We start from the raw sequence: 17493 nt of genomic DNA on the forward strand, positions 1-17493 counted from the left end.
AAAGCCTCCGGATGGATCGTTTTGGAGGCCGTGGCGCTCCGAAACGATCCGTTCAGAACACAAACCCCGGCTTCAGCCGGACGCCATCAGGCGGGCGGGGTGGAAAACCGTTTGCGGTACTGCCCGGGCGTCATGCCTTCCACCTCTCGAAAAGCATCGTAAAAGCTGGATTGCGATGCGAATCCCACATTCAGCCCCACGGACAGCACGGAAGCCGAAGGTTCATCCAGCAACATGGATTTGGCCGCAGCCACCCGATGTTCACGCAAATAGCGCAGAAATCCTTTGCCCACGTGGTGGTTGAGCAATTCGGACAATTGGTGCGTGCTCAATTGCAATTGATCGGCCAATGTCGGCAGACTCAATTCGGGGTCCAGGTACACCTTTTGCTCGTCCATCAAATGCTGCAAGCGTTGCAATGCATGGTCACAATCGATGCGTTTGAGCGTGGACGATTCGGGCGTGGCCTCCGCCATCTGCATGGCTTCCTGAACGTCTTCGGCCAAGGTGGGGCGCCATGTCAAGGCCAACTGAAGCAACCACAGCGCCAAGCCAATGGCCACGGCGTACAGGCTGAAGAACACGTCGTCCCCCAGAGCCCAGCGCATCACACCCAGCACGGTGGCCACCGAGCCCGCCACCAGCACCCCCGCCAGCAAGCCCATTTCGCGCTGGAAGTGTTCGCGCTGGTGCCGCCACTTCAGCAGCGCCGGGGCAATGGCCGCCACATAAGCAACCCCCAGCACAAAGGCCAATGGCACGGCCACGGACGAGGGCAAGCCCGCGGCCAGCACCAGCGGCACCGCATGCAGCACCGACATCGGTCCCAGCGGGCGAGCTTCTTTCAACACCGCCAGACCGACGTGCCAGAACAGCGGCGCCACCGCAAACAGCGCCATGCGGTACAGCGGCCCATGCACCCACGCCAGTGGGCCGTAGAGCCACGCGAAGTGCATGGCCTGCAGACTGGCCAGCACGCCCAGCAGACACCACGCCGCCCAACGCACCGAACGCTGGCCGGGGTAGTGCTGCACACGCACATGGGTCAAACCCAGCCACAGCGCGGTGCCCATGGCATGGCCACACGCCAGCAGTGCACCGGCTTTCAGCAGGGGCAGGCCCACGCCGTCCAAGCCCTCAACCCCGGTACTTGCTGGTGATGGGGTAGCGCCAGTCCTTGCCAAAGCTGCGGTGGGTCACGCGGATGCCCACCGGGGCTTGGCGGCGCTTGTACTCGTTGATGCGCAGCAGCCGCGTGACCTTGTCCACATCGGCCTGGGCGTAACCCGCGGCCACGATGGCAGCCGGGTGCTCGTCGTTCTCCATGTAGCGCTGGATGATGGCGTCCAGCACTTCGTACTCGGGCAGGCTGTCCTGGTCCTTCTGGTCGGGGCGCAGCTCGGCGCTGGGGGGCCGGGTGATGATGCGCTCGGGGATGGGGTTGGCCCCCGTGCCATAGGGGTCGTGGGCGTTGCGCCACCACGCCAGCTTGAACACCATGGTTTTCACCACGTCCTTGATGACGGCAAAGCCCCCTGCCATGTCGCCGTACAGCGTGCAGTAGCCGGTGGCCATTTCGCTCTTGTTGCCGGTGGTCAGCACGATGCTGCCGAACTTGTTGCTCAAGCCCATGAGCAGCGTGCCGCGGATGCGGGCCTGCAGGTTCTCTTCAGCCGTGTCTTCGGGCAGCCCGGCAAAGTCGAAGGCCAGGCTGGCCTTGAAGGCCTCGAAGTGCGGGCGGATGTCGATTTCGTCGTAGCGCACGCCCAGGCGGGCGGCCATATCGCGGGCGTCGATCCAGCTGATGTCGGCGGTGTAGGGCGACGGCATCATGACCGCCCTCACCTTGTCCTTGCCCAGGGCGTCCACGGCAATGGCCAGCACCAGCGCCGAGTCGATGCCGCCCGACAAGCCCAACAGCGCCCCGGGAAAGCCGTTTTTGCCCACGTAGTCGCGCACACCCAGCACCAGGGCGTGCCACAGGTCGGCCTCCAGCGAGTCCTCTGCCGCCACAGCCCCTACTATTTTGATAGCTGCTTGCGCTTTTTCTATAAGCGGTAGAGCCATATTTTCCTTGAAACTTTCCGCCCGGAAGCCCAGCGAACCATCGGCGTTGAGCGCAAAGCTGCGGCCCTCGAACACGATTTCGTCCTGCCCGCCCACCAGGTGGGTGTAGACCAGCGGCAGCCCGGTGCAGGCCACGCGCTGGCGCATGGTGTCTTCGCGCTCACTGCCCTTGCCGGTGTGAAACGGTGAGGCGTTGATGACCAGCAGCAGCTGCGCCCCCGCGTCGCGGGCGGCCAAGGCCGGTTCGTCGAACCAGGCGTCTTCACAAATCAGCAGGCCCACCTTCACCGACGCGCCCTGGGCGTCGGGCAGGTCAAACACCACCGGGTGGTGCCCGGGCACAAAGTAGCGCCGCTCGTCAAACACCTGGTAGTTGGGCAGCTTTTGCTTGCAATACAGCGCCACCTGCTGGCCGTCGCGCCACACGCTGGCGGCGTTGTACAGCTGGGCCTCGCGCACGCTGCGGCTGTGCTGAGGCTGGACGGTGGTCTCCCCCGCCGCCAGCCGCTGGGGATGTCCCACCACCAGCGTGAGGCCTTTCAGCCCCGCAGTGCCCGCCACCACCTGGGCCAAGGCATCATCACAGGCATCCAGAAAGCCGGGGCGCAGGTACAGGTCTTCGGCGGCATAACCACACAGGGCCAATTCGGGCGTGACCAACAGCCGGGCCCCTTGGGCGTGGGCCTGGTGGGCGGCATCGATGATGCGACGGGCATTGCCCTGAAGGTCGCCCACCACGAAGTTGAGCTGGGCCAGACAAATTGGGAAGGTCATGCGAGCGGAAATCCAGAAGCAAGGCGCGGCCCCGTCGGGGGGCAAGGGGTCAAACGATTATGTCATTCGGGTCCTGAACCATCCCGACGAGGTGGGCTTGTCCCACTGGCAGACGCTGCTGGCGGCCGAACGCCGCCAGGGCCGGGACGCCGCCCCGTTCATGACACCGCAATACCTCGGTGCCCTGCTGGACAGCGGCAGCGCCGTGCCCGCCACCGGCTGGGCCCTGCAACTGGTGACCTTGTGGTCGGCCGACGGCCAACACCTGCTGGCTGCCGCGCCGCTGTACCTCAAAAGCCATTCGTATGGCGAATACGTCTTCGACTGGGCCTGGGCCGACGCCCATGCCCGCCATGGGCTGGCCTACTACCCCAAGGGCGTGGTGGCCGTGCCCTTCACCCCGGTGCCCGGCCCCCGCCTGCTGGCCGTGGACGCGGCGGCCCGGCTGGCCCTGGTGCACGCGCTGGTGGAGCGGGCGCGGCAGCAAAACTTGTCATCCCTGCACCTGCTGTTTGCCCATGCCGACGACGTGACCGCCGCCCAGGCCGCCGGGCTGATGTTGCGCCAGACCGTGCAGTTCCACTGGACCAACCGGTGTGAGGCCACCGGCCAGCCCTACACCGGCTTTGACGACTTTCTGGCCACCTTGTCGCAGGACAAACGCAAGAAGGTGCGACAGGAGCAGCGCAAGGTGCGCGAGGCGGGCGTGGGTTTTCGCGTGCTGGAAGGCCCCGACATCACCCCCACCGACTGGGACTTCTTCTACCGCTGTTACCAGCAAACCTACCTGGAGCACGGCAGCGCCCCCTACCTCAGCCGGGACTTCTTCACCCGCCTGGCCCTGGAGCAGCCGCAGCACTGGGTGATGTTTGTGGCCGAGCGTGCCGGGCACCCCATTGCTTGCAGTATGATAGCTGTCAGCGCTTTCAATGAAAGCGCCAGAGGCCAAAAAGACTCACAAAATCTGCCCCGAGTAGCCTACGGCCGCTACTGGGGGGCGCTGGAGCGGGTGGACTGCCTGCACTTTGACGCCTGTTACCACCAGCCGCTGGCTTGGTGCATTGCCCATGGGTTTGATCGTTTTGAAGGCGGTGCCCAGGGCGAACACAAGATGGCCCGCGCCCTCATGCCCGTCAGCACCACCAGCGCCCACTGGCTGGCCCACCCGGCCTTTGCCGACGCCATCGACCGCTACCTGCAACGGGAAACCGAAGGTGTGGCCCACTACCTGGACGAACTGCACACCCGCAGCCCCTTTCGCCAAGGTCCGCTCAGCCGCTGACCCGCGGGACACCCCCTGAGCCCCCCAGGTTTGCGCGGCGTCAAGCACCGAATTGGGGCGGCATGATGTAATTCGCGGTCAGTTTTCAAGACCTTGACCCATGGCCCTCACGATTTTCAACACCCCCGTCGTCAACACCCTGCTCAAGGCGTTTTCGGTGGGTTTTCTGCGCCTGACCGGTTGGCGCGTGGAAGGGCAACTGCCCGACGAAGCCCGCAAAAGCGTGCTGATCGCCGCACCCCACACCAGCAACTGGGACCTGCCCTACACCTTGATGGTGGCCTTTGCGCTCAACCTGCGGGTGCAGTGGATGGGCAAAAGCGGCATCTTCCGCTTTCCGTTTGGCGGCCTCATGCGCTGGCTGGGCGGCATCCCGGTGGACCGCAGCCGCTCCACCAACCTGGTGGCCGCGTCCATCGACAGCATCCGCAACGCCGCGGGCCCGCTGCAACTCATCGTGCCGCCGGAGGGCACCCGCAGCAAGACGCGGTACTGGAAAACGGGCTTCTATCACATTGCCGTGGGCGCGGGCGTGCCCATCGTGATGGCCTACATGGACTACCGCCGCAAGGTCAGCGGCTTGGGGCCCATCTTCAAGGCCACGGGCGATGTGGAGCGTGACATGGCCACCATCAAGGCGTTCTACGCCACCATCGTGGGCAAGAACCCGCACCAGTTTGTCGCCGGGGATTGACCTTCACCCAAGCGCCCTTGAACCAGCCGGGTCAGCGGTGCAGGTTGCGGGGGTAGCGCACATGCTCCACCAACTCCTGCACCTTGGGGGGCGGTGGGGGCGACAGCAGGCTGACCACCACCATCACCGCAAAGCCCAGCGGCACCCCGAACACCCCGGCTGAAATGGGCTGAATGTCCCACCACAGGCGCACAGGCCCGGTGATGCCAAACACCTCCCGCAGCCAGGGCTGGTTGACCACCATGTAGTACGAGGTCAGGCCCAGGCCCGCCACCATGCCCAGCGATGCCGCCAGCCCCGTGGTGCGCCGCCAGAACACCCCCAGGGTGAGGGCCGGGAAAAACGCCGCCGCGGCAAACGAAAACGCCGCCGACACCAGGAACAGGATGTCTGCTGGTTTTTGCGCGGCCACGTAGGCCGCCGCCAAGGCCACCACCAACAACACCATCTTGGACAGCGTGACCCGCCGCGCCGTACCGGCGTGGGGGTCGATCATCTTGAAGTACAGGTCGTGGCTCAGCGCACTGGAAATGGTCAGCAGCAAGCCGTCTGCCGTGGACAGTGCCGCCGCCAGCCCGCCCGCGGCCACCAGGCCAGACACCACATAGGGCAACCCGGCAATTTCGGCGGTGGCCAGCACGATGATGTCGCCACCGATGTTCATCTCGTTGAGTTGCAGCACGCCATCGCCATTGATGTCGGTGATGGACAGCAGGCTGGGGTCCACCTTGTGCCAGGCATCCACCCAGGCCGGCAAATGGCTCAGTGAGCTGCCCACCACGTTGTGAAACACCTCGTACTTGACCAGCACCGCCAGCGCCGGGGCGGTGAAGTACAGCAGCACGATGAACAGCAACGACCACGTCACCGACTGCCGCGCCTGCTTCACGTTGGGGGTGGTGTAGTACCGCGTGAGCACATGGGGCAGCGCCGCGGTGCCCACCATCAGACAGAACACCAGCGCCAGGAAGTTGCGGCGAGACTGGTCAAACAGCGCCTGCTCTTGCGGGGTTCCGTCGGGGTTGCCCGCAAACTGCTGGGCCTGTGGCGGCATGCCGTTGAGGGGTTTGGCCTTCACCTGCACCTCGGCCAACTCCTGTTGCCAGCGGGCCACGGCGGCCTCAGGCTCGCGGGGCAGCCTTGCCAGGGTCCGCTCGGCGGCCACCTGCTCCTTTTGGGGGGCGTGGGCCACACGCACGGCCGCCAGTTGGGCTTCCGCGGCCTTGCGATCGTCGGCCAAGGCGCGAACGGGATCGGCCAGCTTGGCTTCCAGCCGTGCGGCGCGGTCGGCAAACACCTGCCGCACCTCCAGTTCACGGGTGTCCACGCCCAGATCGGACTCGATGGCGGACACCTTCTCCAGCTGGTAGCCATACACCACCTGCGGCACCGGCACGCCCGTCTGCTTCATGCTGAGCCAGACCACGGGAATCATGTAGGCCACGATGATCACGATGTACTGCGCCACCTGCGTCCAGGTCACCGCCCGCATGCCCCCCAGGAACGAGCACACCAGCACCCCGCCCAGGCCCAGGAAGATGCCCAGCTCGAACGCCACCCCCAACAAGCGCGAGGTGATCAGCCCGACACCGTAGATCTGCGCCACCACATAGGTGAACGAGCACAGCAGGGTGGCGGCAATGCCCAGCAACCGGGGGACGTTGTCCCCGTAGCGCTCGCCCAAAAAGTCGGGGATGGTGAACTGCCCGAACTTGCGCAGGTAGGGGGCCAGCAAAAACGCCACCAGGCAAAACCCGCCACTCCACCCCAGCACAAACGCCAGCCCGGTGTAGCCCGAGAGGTACAGCGTGCCCGCCAGCCCCAGGAAGGAGGCGGCCGACATCCAGTCGGCCCCCGTGGCCATGCCGTTGTAGAGCGCCGGCACCCGCCGCCCGGCCACGTAGTACTCCACGGGATCGGTGGTGCGGCACATGATGCCGATGCCCGCGTACACCGACACCGTGGCCAGCAGGAACATGAAGCCGATCCACTCGCGCGACATGCCCATCTGCTCGGCCACCGCCAATGCCGCCACAAACAGCGCGAACCACAGCGTGTACCAGCGGTAGGCCTTGTCCACCTGACGGCGGAACATGGACGCCGATGCATCGGCATCGCCACGGGAACCTCGGAACATGTGGGGCATGGGGGGGACTCAGCCTTCTTCGTCCAAGCCGTGGGCTTCGTCCAGGCGTTCCATGACATGGGCATACACCCAGACGATGAGGGCAAAGACGATCAGCGCCCCCTGCGACGCCACCCAGAAGCTGAACGGCCAGCCGAAGAAGCGAAAGCTCAGCTCACGGGCGAAAAAGGCCACGCCAAAGGTGACCCCGAACCACAGCCCCATCAGGACGGCGGTCAGGGTCAGGTTCTTGCGCCAGTAGTGACGCTGACTGGGGCTGGGCTCCAAGGCCGCTGCGGCTCGGGGCCGCTCAATCGGTCACGGCTTCTTCAGGCTTGGCCTTGTCGGCCTTCTTGGGCAGGGGCGTGATGTCCAGCTTGACGTCGCCGGTCTCCACGCCCTTGTCGTCGGTCTGGGTGACCCAGTCCACCGACAGTCGCCCGCCTTCGGTCAGGCGGCCGAACAACAGCTCGTCGGCCAAGGCACGGCGGATGGTGTCCTGGATGAGGCGTTGCATGGGGCGTGCGCCCATCAGGGGGTCGAAGCCCTTCTTGGCCAGGTGCTTGCGCAACGTGTCGGAGAAGGTGACTTCCACCTTCTTCTCGGCCAATTGGGTTTCCAGCTGGAGCAGGAACTTGTCCACCACGCGCAGGATGATCTGCTCGTCCAGCGCCTTGAAGCTGACCATGGCGTCCAACCGGTTGCGGAACTCGGGCGTGAACAGGCGCTTGATGTCACCCATCTCGTCGCCCGCCTCGCGCGGGTTGGTGAAGCCGATGGTGGCCTTGTTCATGGTCTCGGCCCCCGCGTTGGTCGTCATGATGATGATGACGTTGCGGAAGTCGGCCTTGCGCCCGTTGTTGTCGGTCAGCGTGCCGTGGTCCATGACCTGCAACAGCACGTTGAAGATGTCCGGGTGGGCTTTTTCGATTTCGTCAAGCAACAGCACGCAATGCGGCTTCTTGGTGATGGCCTCGGTCAGCAGGCCACCCTGGTCAAAGCCCACATAACCGGGAGGCGCACCGATCAGGCGGCTGACGGCGTGGCGCTCCATGTACTCGGACATGTCGAAGCGGATCAGCTCAATGCCCAGGATGTAGGCCAGCTGCTTGGCGGCTTCGGTCTTGCCCACGCCGGTGGGGCCGCTGAACAGGAAGGCACCAATCGGCTTGTCGGGCTTGCCCAGGCCGGAACGCGCCATCTTGACGCTGGCGGCCAGCACCTCCAGCGCCTTGTCCTGACCAAACACCACGCTCTTCAAGTCGCGCTCCAGCGTCTTGAGTTTGCCGCGGTCGTCGTTGGACACGTTGGCCGGGGGAATGCGGGCGATCTTGGCCACGATTTCCTCGACCTCGGTCTTGCTGATGGTCTTCTTGCGCTTGGACGGTGGCAGCACACGTTGGGCGGCCCCTGCTTCGTCGATGACGTCAATGGCCTTGTCGGGCAGGTGGCGGTCGTTGATGTACTTGGCACTCAACTCGGCCGCGGCCTGCAGGGCGGCCACGGCGTACTTGACGTTGTGGTGCTCTTCAAAACGCGATTTCAGACCCTTGAGGATGTCCACCGTCTGCTCGACGGTGGGCTCCACCACATCCACCTTCTGGAAGCGGCGGGACAGCGCAGCGTCCTTCTCGAAAATGCCCCGGTACTCGGTGAAGGTGGTGGCCCCGATGCACTTGAGCGCCCCGCTGGACAAGGCGGGCTTGAGCAGGTTGGAGGCATCCAGCGTCCCGCCCGAAGCCGCACCCGCACCGATGAGGGTGTGAATTTCGTCAATGAACAGGATGGCGTGGGGCTTGTCCTTCAGGGTCTTGAGCACGCCTTTCAAGCGCTGCTCGAAGTCACCGCGGTACTTGGTGCCCGCCAGCAACGCACCCATGTCCAGGGCGTACACATTGGCCTCGGCCAGCACATCGGGCACCGTGCCCTGGGTGATGCGCCAGGCCAGCCCTTCGGCAATGGCGGTTTTGCCCACGCCGGCCTCACCCACCAGCAACGGGTTGTTCTTGCGGCGACGGCACAAAATCTGGATGACACGCTCCACCTCGTAATCGCGACCGATGAGCGGGTCGATCTTGCCGTCCTTGGCGGCCTGGTTCAGGTTCTGGGTGAACTGCTCCAGCGGTGAGGCCTTTTCATTGGCTTTTTCACCCTGCTCTTCGGCCTCGGGGGCGTTGTCCGCCGACTTGGTGGGCTCGGGTGGGTCGGACTTGCGGATGCCGTGGGCAATGAAGTTGACCACGTCCAGGCGCGTCACGCCCTGCTGGTGCAGGTAGTACACGGCGTGGGAGTCCTTCTCGCCAAAAATGGCCACCAGCACGTTGGCACCGGTCACTTCCTTCTTGCCGTTGCCGGTGGACTGCACGTGCATGATGGCGCGCTGGATCACGCGCTGGAAGCCCAAGGTGGGTTGGGTGTCCACTTCATCGGAGCCCGCCACCTGCGGCGTGTTGTCCTTGATGAAGGTGGTGAGCGACTTGCGCAGGTCGTCGATGTTGGCCGAGCAGGCCCGCAGCACCTCGGCGGCACTGGGGTTGTCGAGCAGGGCCAGCAGCAGGTGCTCGACCGTGATGAATTCGTGGCGTTGTTGACGGGCCTCGACAAAGGCCATGTGCAAGCTGACTTCAAGTTCCTGGGCAATCATGGGCTTTTCCTCGGTGGATGGGATGGAGACTGGAAGTCTTCAAACAGGGGGAACTCGATGGTGGGGACAAAAAACACTTATTCAATCGGCTCGTGCATGCATTGCAAGGGGTGACCCGCCTGACGGGCGGCATCCAACACTTGTTCGACCTTGGTGGCCGCAATGTCCTTGGGAAACACCCCGCAGACACCCCGCCCTTCCAGGTGGATTTTGAGCATGATCTGGGTGGCAGATTCCCGGTCCTTGTTGAAAAACTCCTGCAGGACCAGCACCACAAACTCCATGGGCGTGAAATCGTCGTTGAGCAGCACCACATGGTGCATGCGCGGCGGCTGGGTGCGCAACGTCTGGCGCTCCAGCACCGCAGAATCCGAGCTCCCGCCGTCGGGCGGCAGGGGGGTGGTGCGAGGGATCTTGGTGGCCATGAAAACCATTCTATCCACGGAAGAATGCCCTCATGGGCCAAGCCGTCCGCAGAAGCAAAAAGGCCGCGTCAACGGGCGTTGACCGCGGCCTGCAAGACACGGAGATCAAGGGTTTTCCCTCTGGGAACGCCCCCTTTTTCCCCTCGTCACATGTTGTCGATCATCACCTGACCAAAACCCGAGCAACTCACTTGGGTAGCCCCTTCCATCAAGCGGGCAAAGTCGTAAGTGACCCGTTTGGACGCAATGGACTTTTCCATGGACCGAATGATCAGGTCTGCCGCTTCCTTCCAGCCCATGTGGCGCAGCATCATCTCGGCTGACAGGATTTCCGAGCCGGGGTTGACGTAGTCCTTGCCCGCGTACTTGGGGGCCGTGCCGTGGGTGGCCTCGAACATGGCCACGGTGTCGGACAGGTTGGCCCCGGGCGCAATGCCGATGCCCCCCACCTGGGCCGCCAGGGCGTCGGAGATGTAGTCGCCGTTCAGGTTGAGGGTGGCGATCACGCTGTATTCGGCGGGCCGCAGCAGGATTTGCTGCAGGAACGCGTCGGCAATGCTGTCCTTGATGATGATGTCGCGCCCGGTGCGGGGGTTCTTGACCTTGCACCACGGCCCGCCGTCAATGAGTTCTGCGCCAAACTCCTTCAACGCCACGCCATAGGCCCAGTCGCGGAAGCTGCCTTCCGTGTACTTCATGATGTTGCCCTTGTGCACGATGGTGACGCTGGGCTTGTCGTTGTCGAGGGCGTACTGAATGGCTTTGCGCACCAGGCGCTCGGTTCCTTCGCGGGAAACCGGCTTGATGCCGATGCCCGAGGTGGCGGGAAAACGGATCTTGCGCACACCCATTTCGTTGGTCAGGAAGTCGATGAGCTTCTTGGCCTTTTCACTCTCGGCTTCGTATTCGATGCCCGCATAGATGTCTTCCGAGTTCTCGCGGAAGATCACCATGTTGGTCTTGTGCGGTTCCTTCACCGGGCTGGGCACACCGGCAAAGTACTGCACGGGGCGCAGGCACACGTACAGGTCCAATTCCTGGCGCAAGGCCACGTTGAGGGAACGGATGCCCCCGCCCACCGGGGTGGTCAACGGCCCCTTGATGGACACGACAAAGTCACGCACCGCCTGCAAGGTTTCTTCGGGCAGCCACACGTCGGGGCCATACACCTGGGTGGACTTTTCCCCTGCATACACCTCCATCCAGTGGATCTTGCGTTGGCCGCCGTAGGCCTTGGCCACGGCCGCGTCCACCACCTTCAGCATCACCGGGGTGATGTCCATCCCCGTGCCGTCACCCTCGATGTACGGAATGATCGGCTCGTCAGGCACGTTCAGCGACATGTCGGCATTGACGGTGATCTTCTGACCTTCGGCGGGTACTTTGATGTGCTGGTACATGAAAACAGGTCTCCTGGCGAGCTGCTGGGGGGTGTGAGGCGACAAATTCTAGTCGTGAATGTCGCTGCGAAACCCCTGCCCAAATGGCGCACAATGCTCGCCCAGACCCATCCCAACCGTGCTGTATGTACCGTCAAATCGCCCGTTGTTGCGCCTTGTTGTTGACGCTCAGTGGAACCGCGTGGTCCCAGGGGCAACCCCAGCAGAACCTCCCCCGGGTGACCTTGAAGGCGGGCATGCACCTCATTCAGGCCCAGGTGGCCGCCACCCAGGAAGAGCGGGCCGTGGGCTTGATGCACCGCCAGGACATGGCCCCCAACGAAGGCATGTTGTTTGTGTTTGAGCAGCCTGCGAGCCAGTGTTTCTGGATGAAAAACACCCTGCTGCCGTTGACGGCCGCCTTTGTGGCCGATGACGGCACCATCGTCAACCTGGAAGACATGAAGCCCCAGACGCTGGACTCGCACTGCTCGACCAAACCGGTTCGTTACGTGCTGGAAATGCACCAAGGCTGGTTTGCCAAGCGTGGATTCAAGGCCGGAGCCAAGCTGGGTGGCCCACCGTTCGAGTCAGCTCGCCACTGACCAGCACCAGAACGGGTCACGCCCACAAAAAAAAGCCCGAAGACCAAAGGTCTCCGGGCTTTTTTGTTGGTTGTCGCAGTCAGGCCATGGAGGCGAGCGCCGCATTCAGCGTGGCGCTGGGGCGCATCACCGCCGCCAGTTTCTCTGCGTCGGGCATGTAGTAGCCACCAATGTCCACGGGCTTGCCTTGCACCGCGGCCAGCTCGGCCACGATGGCCTGCTCGTTGTCGGCCAGTTGCTTGGCCAGGGGCGCAAACTTGGTGGCCAGTTCGGCATCCTCGGTCTGCGCGGCCAGCGCTTGTGCCCAGTACAGCGCCAGGTAGAACTGGCTGCCGCGGTTGTCCAACTGGCCGGTCTTGGGGCTGGGGTTCTTGTTGTTGTCCAGCAGTTGGCCGGTGGCGGCATCCAGCGTCTTGGCCAGCAGCTTGGCGCGGGGGTTGTTGTTCTTGATGCCCAAATCTTCCAGCGACACCGCCAGCGCCAAGAATTCGCCCAGCGAGTCCCAACGCAGGTGGTTTTCCTCCACCAGCTGCTGCACGTGTTTGGGCGCAGAACCACCGGCACCGGTTTCGTACATGCCACCACCGGCCATCAGGGGCACGATGGACAGCATCTTGGCGCTGGTGCCCAGTTCCATGATGGGGAACAGGTCGGTCAGGTAGTCGCGCAGGATATTGCCAGTGGCGCTGATGGTGTCCAGACCGCGGATGACGCGCTCCAGGGTGTAGCGCATGGCACGCACCTGGCTCATGATCTGGATGTCCAGACCGGTGGTGTTGTGCTCGTGCAGGTACATCTTGACCTTGGTGATCAGCTGGGCTTCGTGCGGACGGTACTGGTCCAGCCAGAACACCACGGGCATGCCGGAGTTGCGGGCACGGTTGACGGCCAGCTTCACCCAGTCGCGGATGGCGGCGTCCTTGCACTGGCACATGCGCCAGATGTCACCGGCTTCCACCTCCTGGCTCAGCAGCACTTCACCGGTGTTGATGTCGGTGATGTTGGCCACACCGTCTTCGCTGATTTCGAAGGTCTTGTCGTGCGAGCCGTATTCCTCGGCCTGCTGGGCCATCAGGCCCACGTTGGGGACCGTGCCCATGGTCTTGGGGTCGAACGCGCCGTGCCACTTGCAGAAGTTGATCATCTCCTGGTAGATGCGGGCAAAGGTCGATTCGGGCATCACGGCCTTCACGTCCTTCAAGCGGCCATCGGCACCCCACATCTTGCCGCCGTTGCGGATCATGGCGGGCATGGAGGCGTCCACGATGATGTCGTTGGGTGAGTGGAAGTTGGTGATGCCTTTGGCAGAGTCCACCATGGCCAGCTCGGGCCGGTGCTCGTGGCAGGCGTGCAGGTCGCGCTTGATTTCGTCGCGCTGGCTTTGCGGCAGGTTCTCGATCTTGGTGTACAGGTCCACCATGCCGTTGTTGACGTTCACACCCAGCTCTTCGAAGGTCTTGGCGTGTTTCTCGAACGCTTCCTTGTAGAAGATCTTGACGCAGTGGCCGAACACGATGGGGTGGGACACCTTCATCATGGTGGCCTTGACGTGCAGCGAGAACATCACGCCGGTTTTGCGGGCGTCTTCGATCTCTTTTTCGTAGAAGGCCAGCAGGGCCTTCTTGCTCATGAACATGCTGTCGATGACTTCGCGGTCCAACAGCTTGGTCAGGGGCTTCAGGACGATGGTCTTGCCGCTCTTGGTGATCAGCTCCATCTTCACATCACGGGCCTTGTCCAGGGTCAAGGACTTTTCGCCGTGGTAGAAGTCGCCATGGTGCATGTGCGACACATGCGAGCGGGAGGCCTGGCTCCACTCGGCCATGCTGTGGGGGTTCTTGCGGGCGTATTCCTTCACGGCCTTGGGGGCGCGACGGTCGGAGTTGCCCTCACGCAGCACCGGGTTCACCGCGCTGCCGATGCACTTGTTGTAGCGGGCGCGGATGTCCTTTTCTTCGTCGGTCTTGGGGCTTTCCGGGAAGTCGGGGATCTTGTAGCCCTTGTCTTGCAGTTCCTTGATGGCGGCCTTGAGCTGGGAAACCGAAGCGCTGATGTTGGGCAGCTTGATGATGTTGGCTTCGGGCTTGAGCGTCAGCTTGCCCAACTCGGCCAGATGATCAGGAACGCGCTGCTCTTCGCTCAGGAACTCGGGGAACTGACCCAAGATGCGCCCAGCCACCGAAATGTCACTGGTCTCCACCGTCACCCCGGCCGGCGCCGCAAACGTGCGGACGATGGGCAGGAAAGAGCTGGTGGCCAGCAGCGGGGCTTCGTCGGTCAGGGTGTAGATGATGGTGGATGATGAACTGGACATGGGTTGGCTCCGTTGATCGTTGTAGGCATTCGCCTGGCCGGGTGGCGGTCAGTTGAATCGGTGGATCGTGGGCAATTTTGCTTTCAACGCTCTGACCCGAACTTCATTTTTTGAACTGAAATTTCATATTTCGAAATTCCCAGCGAAAAATTTGAGTTTTTTTGCCCCGGCCCCGCTCAACCCGGACAGAACCGGCGTGCGCAGGCAAAAAAAAGCCCGGGAACAAGCCCCGGGCGTTTGGACTGAAGGATCAGCCTGACTGGCCTGGATCAGGCGAAGTTGGCTTCGGCAAAACCCCAGTTCACCAGCTTGTCCAGGAAGGTTTCCACGAACTTGGGACGCAGGTTGCGGTAATCGATGTAGTAGGCGTGTTCCCACACGTCCACGGTCAGCAGGGCCTTGTCGGCGGTGGTCAACGGGGTGCCTGCTGCGCCGGTGTTGACGATGTCCACCGAGCCGTCGGCCTTCTTGACCAGCCAGGTCCAGCCCGAGCCGAAGTTGCCCACGGCGCTCTTGACAAACGCTTCCTTGAACGCGGCGTAGCTGCCCCACTTGGCGTTGATGGCGGCAGCCAACGCACCGGAGGGTTCACCGCCGCCATTGGGCTTCATGCAGTTCCAGAAGAAGGTGTGGTTCCAGATCTGCGCGGCGTTGTTGTAGATGCCGCCGCTGGAGGTCTTGACGATCTCTTCCAGGGTCTTGGTTTCGAACTCAGTGCCTTTTTGCAGGTTGTTCAGGTTGACCACATAGGCGTTGTGGTGCTTGCCATGGTGGAACTCCAGCGTTTCCTTGCTGTAGTGGGGTTCCAGGGCGTCAATGGCAAACGGCAGCGGGGGAAGGGTGTGTTCCATGTGGACCTCTCGTGGTGGTGTTCTGCAACTAGGGAAACAAAGATTGTAGGAAAGGCGGTATGGCCCTTCACAACACTCGCAAATCAACCTCACCATCGGCAAGGTGAGCCACCAGGGCTTGCCCAGGGGCGGTCTGCGCCGCGCGGGTCACCGCCTGCCCGTCGGGGCCACTGAGCCAGGCATACCCACGTTGCAGCACCAACGCCGGGTCCATGGCCGCCAGCGCCACACCCAAACGGTCCAGCCGGTGGTGCTGCCCTTCCAAGTGGCGCTGAATTTTGTCAACAAAAACAGGCTCTAGCGCTTTTAAGTATTGGACTTTTTGCTCTGCTTTCAGGTGCACGGCGTGTTGCAGCGATTGCGCCAGCGTTTCCAGCCGCAGCCGCTGGCGCGCCAGCAGTTCGGACGGCTGACGCAAGCGCTGCGCCAGTTGATCCAGCCGCTGAGCCCGCTGATCCAAAGCATCTTCGGTCGCGCGCAGCAACTGCTGCTCAAACGCCTGCACCACGTTGAGCAGCGTGGCCCGGTCGGTGGCACACAACTCTGCCGCCGCGGTGGGGGTGGGTGCGCGAAGGTCGGCCACAAAGTCCGCCAGCGTGAAATCGGTCTGGTGGCCCACACCACTCACCACAGGCATGGGGGCTCGCGCCAGGGTGCGCACCAGTTGCTCGTCATTGAACGCCCACAGGTCTTCCAGCGACCCGCCGCCACGCACCAGCAGCAACACCTGCGGGTGGCCGGTCTGTGCATGGCATTGGTAGGCTGCCTCCAGCGCGGCGCACAGCTCAGCCGGTGCCCCCGCCCCTTGCACCGTGGCCGGAAACACCGACACCGGGATGTGTGGCACCCGCCGCTGCAAGGTGGACGACACATCGCGCAACGCCGCCGCCCCCAGCGATGTCACCACCCCGATGGAGACCGGAACGGGGGGCAAGGGGCGTTTGCGGTCGTCGTCGAACAGCCCTTCCGCCTCCAGCTTGGCTTTCAGCCGCAAAAACCGCTCCAGCAATGCGCCCTGCCCTGCGGGCACCAGCTTCTCCACGATCAGCTGCAGGTCACCGCGGGGGCCATACAGGTCCAAGCGCCCGGTGACCTCCACCCGCTCGCCGTCGGCGGGCAGGCGAGCCAAGGTTTCGGCAGCCCGGCGAAACATGGCGCAGCGCAGCTGGGCGTCATCGTCCTTGAGGGAAAAATAGCAGTGCCCGCTGCCAGCCCGGGTGAATGACGACACCTCCCCCACCACCCGCACGGGATTGAAGCGGGCCGCCAGGGTGTCGGCCACGGCACGGACCAGCGTCCCCACCGGCCAGGCGGCTGAAGACAAGTCGGGGGGCATGGGGGCGGAAAAACTCATGTTCAAAACGGGCTGTGCAACGGAAAAAGGAGCATGAAAGTGTGCGGCCACGGGCATCGGGCAAGGGGCTCTGTCCACAGCCAAGGCTTTGCGGCGGTTCAGAAAGCAGAGCAGGCGATACAGCCCGAACCGTGATCCTAAGCTATTGTTTTTTAAGCGTTTTACCTTTGCCTGTTTTTTAACCAACGTGTTCAAACCCGCGCAAATGCTGGCTTTGAAGCGGTTGTTCTGAGGGTTTTCAACAAAGTTATCCACAGAAAATGGGGAGCATGTCCTCGACCGGGGTGGGGCATGCCGTGGGCCATAATCCGCGCAGCTTCATGCACCCGGAGAGAGTCCCTTGCTGTCCATCATCCAAGCCGCTGGCTGGCCCATCTGGCCCCTGATTCTGTGTTCCATCGTGGGCTTGGCCCTGGTCATTGAGCGCTTTGTCAGCCTCAAGACCAGCCGCATCGCCCCCACCAAACTGCTGGACGAGGCTTTGACAGTGTCCGAACACCGCCTGCCACCGTCCGACATTGTTGACCAACTGGCCGCCAACTCGGCGTTGGGCGCGGTCCTGGCCGAAGGTTTTCGCGAGTGCATTCGCAACCCCCGGGTGGACGAAGCCAGCCTGCGCTCCACCATGGAAGGCAAAGGCCGGGAGGTAGCCGCTGACCTTCAGCGTTACCTCGGAGCCTTGGCCACCATTGCCTCTGCCGCCCCGTTGCTGGGTCTGCTGGGCACGGTGGTGGGGATGATTGAAATTTTCGGTGCCCAGGTGGGCAGCGCCGCGGCCGGACAAGGCACGGCCAACCCCATGCAGCTGGCCAGTGGCATTTCCATTGCGCTGTACAACACCGCGTTTGGCTTGATGATTGCCATCCCCACCCTGCTGTTCTGGCGCTACTTCCGCTCTCGCGTGGACCGCTACTTGCTCACCATGGAGCTGTCGTCCGAACGGCTGATGCGCCACCTGCTGCTGATCAAGGGGCACTGA

Annotated in this window: 14 protein-coding genes; 4 read left to right on the plus strand and 10 right to left on the minus strand. The window is 63.3% G+C overall.

The genetic code is table 11. The annotated features are described in order from the left end of the window. Window positions 1-86 precede the first annotated feature (86 nt). Complete coding sequence (locus ACYVB7_RS10640) at window positions 87-1124, minus strand: AraC family transcriptional regulator (RefSeq protein ID WP_460507248.1); 1038 nt, start codon at window positions 1122-1124, stop codon at window positions 87-89. A gap of 13 nt (window positions 1125-1137) precedes the next feature. Continuing rightward, on the minus strand, window positions 1138-2841 hold the full coding sequence (locus tag ACYVB7_RS10645) for a glutamine-dependent NAD(+) synthetase (RefSeq protein WP_460507250.1): 1704 nt from the start codon (window positions 2839-2841) through the stop codon (window positions 1138-1140). On the opposite strand from ACYVB7_RS10645, the gene ACYVB7_RS10650 reads away from it, so the two are divergent. Together ACYVB7_RS10650 and ACYVB7_RS10655 are read left to right on the plus strand one after the other, a co-directional pair. Continuing rightward, window positions 2840-4123 carry a GNAT family N-acetyltransferase gene (locus ACYVB7_RS10650; protein ID WP_460507252.1) on the plus strand — a complete coding sequence of 428 codons (1284 nt, stop codon included), beginning with the start codon at window positions 2840-2842 and terminating at the stop codon, window positions 4121-4123. The genes ACYVB7_RS10645 and ACYVB7_RS10650 overlap by 2 nt on opposite strands. Window positions 4124-4223: 100 nt before the next feature. Then, window positions 4224-4817, plus strand: coding sequence for a lysophospholipid acyltransferase family protein (locus ACYVB7_RS10655; protein WP_460507254.1), 594 nt, complete (start codon window positions 4224-4226; stop codon window positions 4815-4817). 31 nt (window positions 4818-4848) lie between these two features. On the opposite strand, the gene ACYVB7_RS10660 is transcribed toward ACYVB7_RS10655, so the two are convergent. From ACYVB7_RS10660 to icd, 5 genes are all read right to left on the minus strand, one after another. Continuing rightward, window positions 4849-6963, minus strand: coding sequence for a sodium:solute symporter family protein (locus tag ACYVB7_RS10660; RefSeq protein WP_460507255.1), 2115 nt, complete (start codon window positions 6961-6963; stop codon window positions 4849-4851). A gap of 9 nt (window positions 6964-6972) precedes the next feature. Then, window positions 6973-7230, minus strand: a complete 258-nt coding sequence (locus ACYVB7_RS10665; RefSeq protein ID WP_460507257.1) for a DUF4212 domain-containing protein — start codon at window positions 7228-7230, stop codon at window positions 6973-6975. Between the two features lie 22 nt (window positions 7231-7252). Continuing rightward, entirely contained in the window at window positions 7253-9586 is a 2334-nt protein-coding gene (clpA, locus tag ACYVB7_RS10670) for an ATP-dependent Clp protease ATP-binding subunit (RefSeq protein WP_460507259.1), read from the minus strand. Window positions 9587-9663: 77 nt separating this feature from the next. Next, window positions 9664-10011, minus strand: coding sequence for an ATP-dependent Clp protease adaptor ClpS (gene clpS / locus ACYVB7_RS10675; RefSeq protein WP_460507262.1), 348 nt, complete (start codon window positions 10009-10011; stop codon window positions 9664-9666). 146 nt (window positions 10012-10157) lie between these two features. Beyond that, window positions 10158-11411 carry an NADP-dependent isocitrate dehydrogenase gene (icd, locus tag ACYVB7_RS10680; RefSeq protein ID WP_460507264.1) on the minus strand — a complete coding sequence of 418 codons (1254 nt, stop codon included), beginning with the start codon at window positions 11409-11411 and terminating at the stop codon, window positions 10158-10160. 125 nt (window positions 11412-11536) lie between these two features. Between icd and ACYVB7_RS10685 the strand changes: the two genes are divergently transcribed. Then, window positions 11537-11995: a DUF192 domain-containing protein gene (locus tag ACYVB7_RS10685; RefSeq protein WP_460507266.1), complete on the plus strand. Its 459-nt coding sequence runs from the start codon at window positions 11537-11539 to the stop codon at window positions 11993-11995. A 79-nt stretch (window positions 11996-12074) separates the two neighbouring features. Here ACYVB7_RS10685 and ACYVB7_RS10690 read toward each other — a convergent pair whose 3' ends face one another. The 3 genes from ACYVB7_RS10690 to xseA form a co-directional block, all read right to left on the minus strand. Continuing rightward, the gene (locus ACYVB7_RS10690) at window positions 12075-14309 is read right to left on the minus strand and encodes an NADP-dependent isocitrate dehydrogenase (RefSeq protein ID WP_460507268.1); all 2235 of its coding nucleotides are present in this window, start codon (window positions 14307-14309) and stop codon (window positions 12075-12077) included. Between the two features lie 269 nt (window positions 14310-14578). Continuing rightward, a complete protein-coding gene (locus tag ACYVB7_RS10695) occupies window positions 14579-15160 on the minus strand; it encodes a superoxide dismutase (RefSeq protein WP_460507270.1) in 582 nt (193 codons plus the stop codon). A 67-nt stretch (window positions 15161-15227) separates the two neighbouring features. Then, the gene (gene xseA, locus ACYVB7_RS10700) at window positions 15228-16514 is read right to left on the minus strand and encodes an exodeoxyribonuclease VII large subunit (RefSeq protein WP_460507272.1); all 1287 of its coding nucleotides are present in this window, start codon (window positions 16512-16514) and stop codon (window positions 15228-15230) included. 340 nt (window positions 16515-16854) lie between these two features. On the opposite strand from xseA, the gene ACYVB7_RS10705 reads away from it, so the two are divergent. After that, window positions 16855-17493 carry a MotA/TolQ/ExbB proton channel family protein gene (locus ACYVB7_RS10705; RefSeq protein WP_460507274.1) on the plus strand — a complete coding sequence of 213 codons (639 nt, stop codon included), beginning with the start codon at window positions 16855-16857 and terminating at the stop codon, window positions 17491-17493.

The sequence above is a fragment of the Hydrogenophaga soli genome, assembly GCF_054777695.1.

What these genes read in the sequence shown, in the direction of transcription:
- ACYVB7_RS10650 (WP_460507252.1), top strand. Translation starts at nt 2,840, where the DNA reads ATGCGAGCGGAAATCCAGAAGCAAGGCGCGGCCCCGTCGGGGGGCAAG.
- ACYVB7_RS10645 (WP_460507250.1), bottom strand. Translation starts at nt 2,841, where the DNA reads ATGACCTTCCCAATTTGTCTGGCCCAGCTCAACTTCGTGGTGGGCGAC.
- ACYVB7_RS10655 (WP_460507254.1), top strand. Translation starts at nt 4,224, where the DNA reads ATGGCCCTCACGATTTTCAACACCCCCGTCGTCAACACCCTGCTCAAG.
- ACYVB7_RS10660 (WP_460507255.1), bottom strand. Translation starts at nt 6,963, where the DNA reads ATGCCCCACATGTTCCGAGGTTCCCGTGGCGATGCCGATGCATCGGCG.
- clpA (WP_460507259.1), bottom strand. Translation starts at nt 9,586, where the DNA reads ATGATTGCCCAGGAACTTGAAGTCAGCTTGCACATGGCCTTTGTCGAG.
- clpS (WP_460507262.1), bottom strand. Translation starts at nt 10,011, where the DNA reads ATGGCCACCAAGATCCCTCGCACCACCCCCCTGCCGCCCGACGGCGGG.
- icd (WP_460507264.1), bottom strand. Translation starts at nt 11,411, where the DNA reads ATGTACCAGCACATCAAAGTACCCGCCGAAGGTCAGAAGATCACCGTC.
- ACYVB7_RS10685 (WP_460507266.1), top strand. Translation starts at nt 11,537, where the DNA reads ATGTACCGTCAAATCGCCCGTTGTTGCGCCTTGTTGTTGACGCTCAGT.
- ACYVB7_RS10690 (WP_460507268.1), bottom strand. Translation starts at nt 14,309, where the DNA reads ATGTCCAGTTCATCATCCACCATCATCTACACCCTGACCGACGAAGCC.
- ACYVB7_RS10695 (WP_460507270.1), bottom strand. Translation starts at nt 15,160, where the DNA reads ATGGAACACACCCTTCCCCCGCTGCCGTTTGCCATTGACGCCCTGGAA.
- xseA (WP_460507272.1), bottom strand. Translation starts at nt 16,514, where the DNA reads ATGAGTTTTTCCGCCCCCATGCCCCCCGACTTGTCTTCAGCCGCCTGG.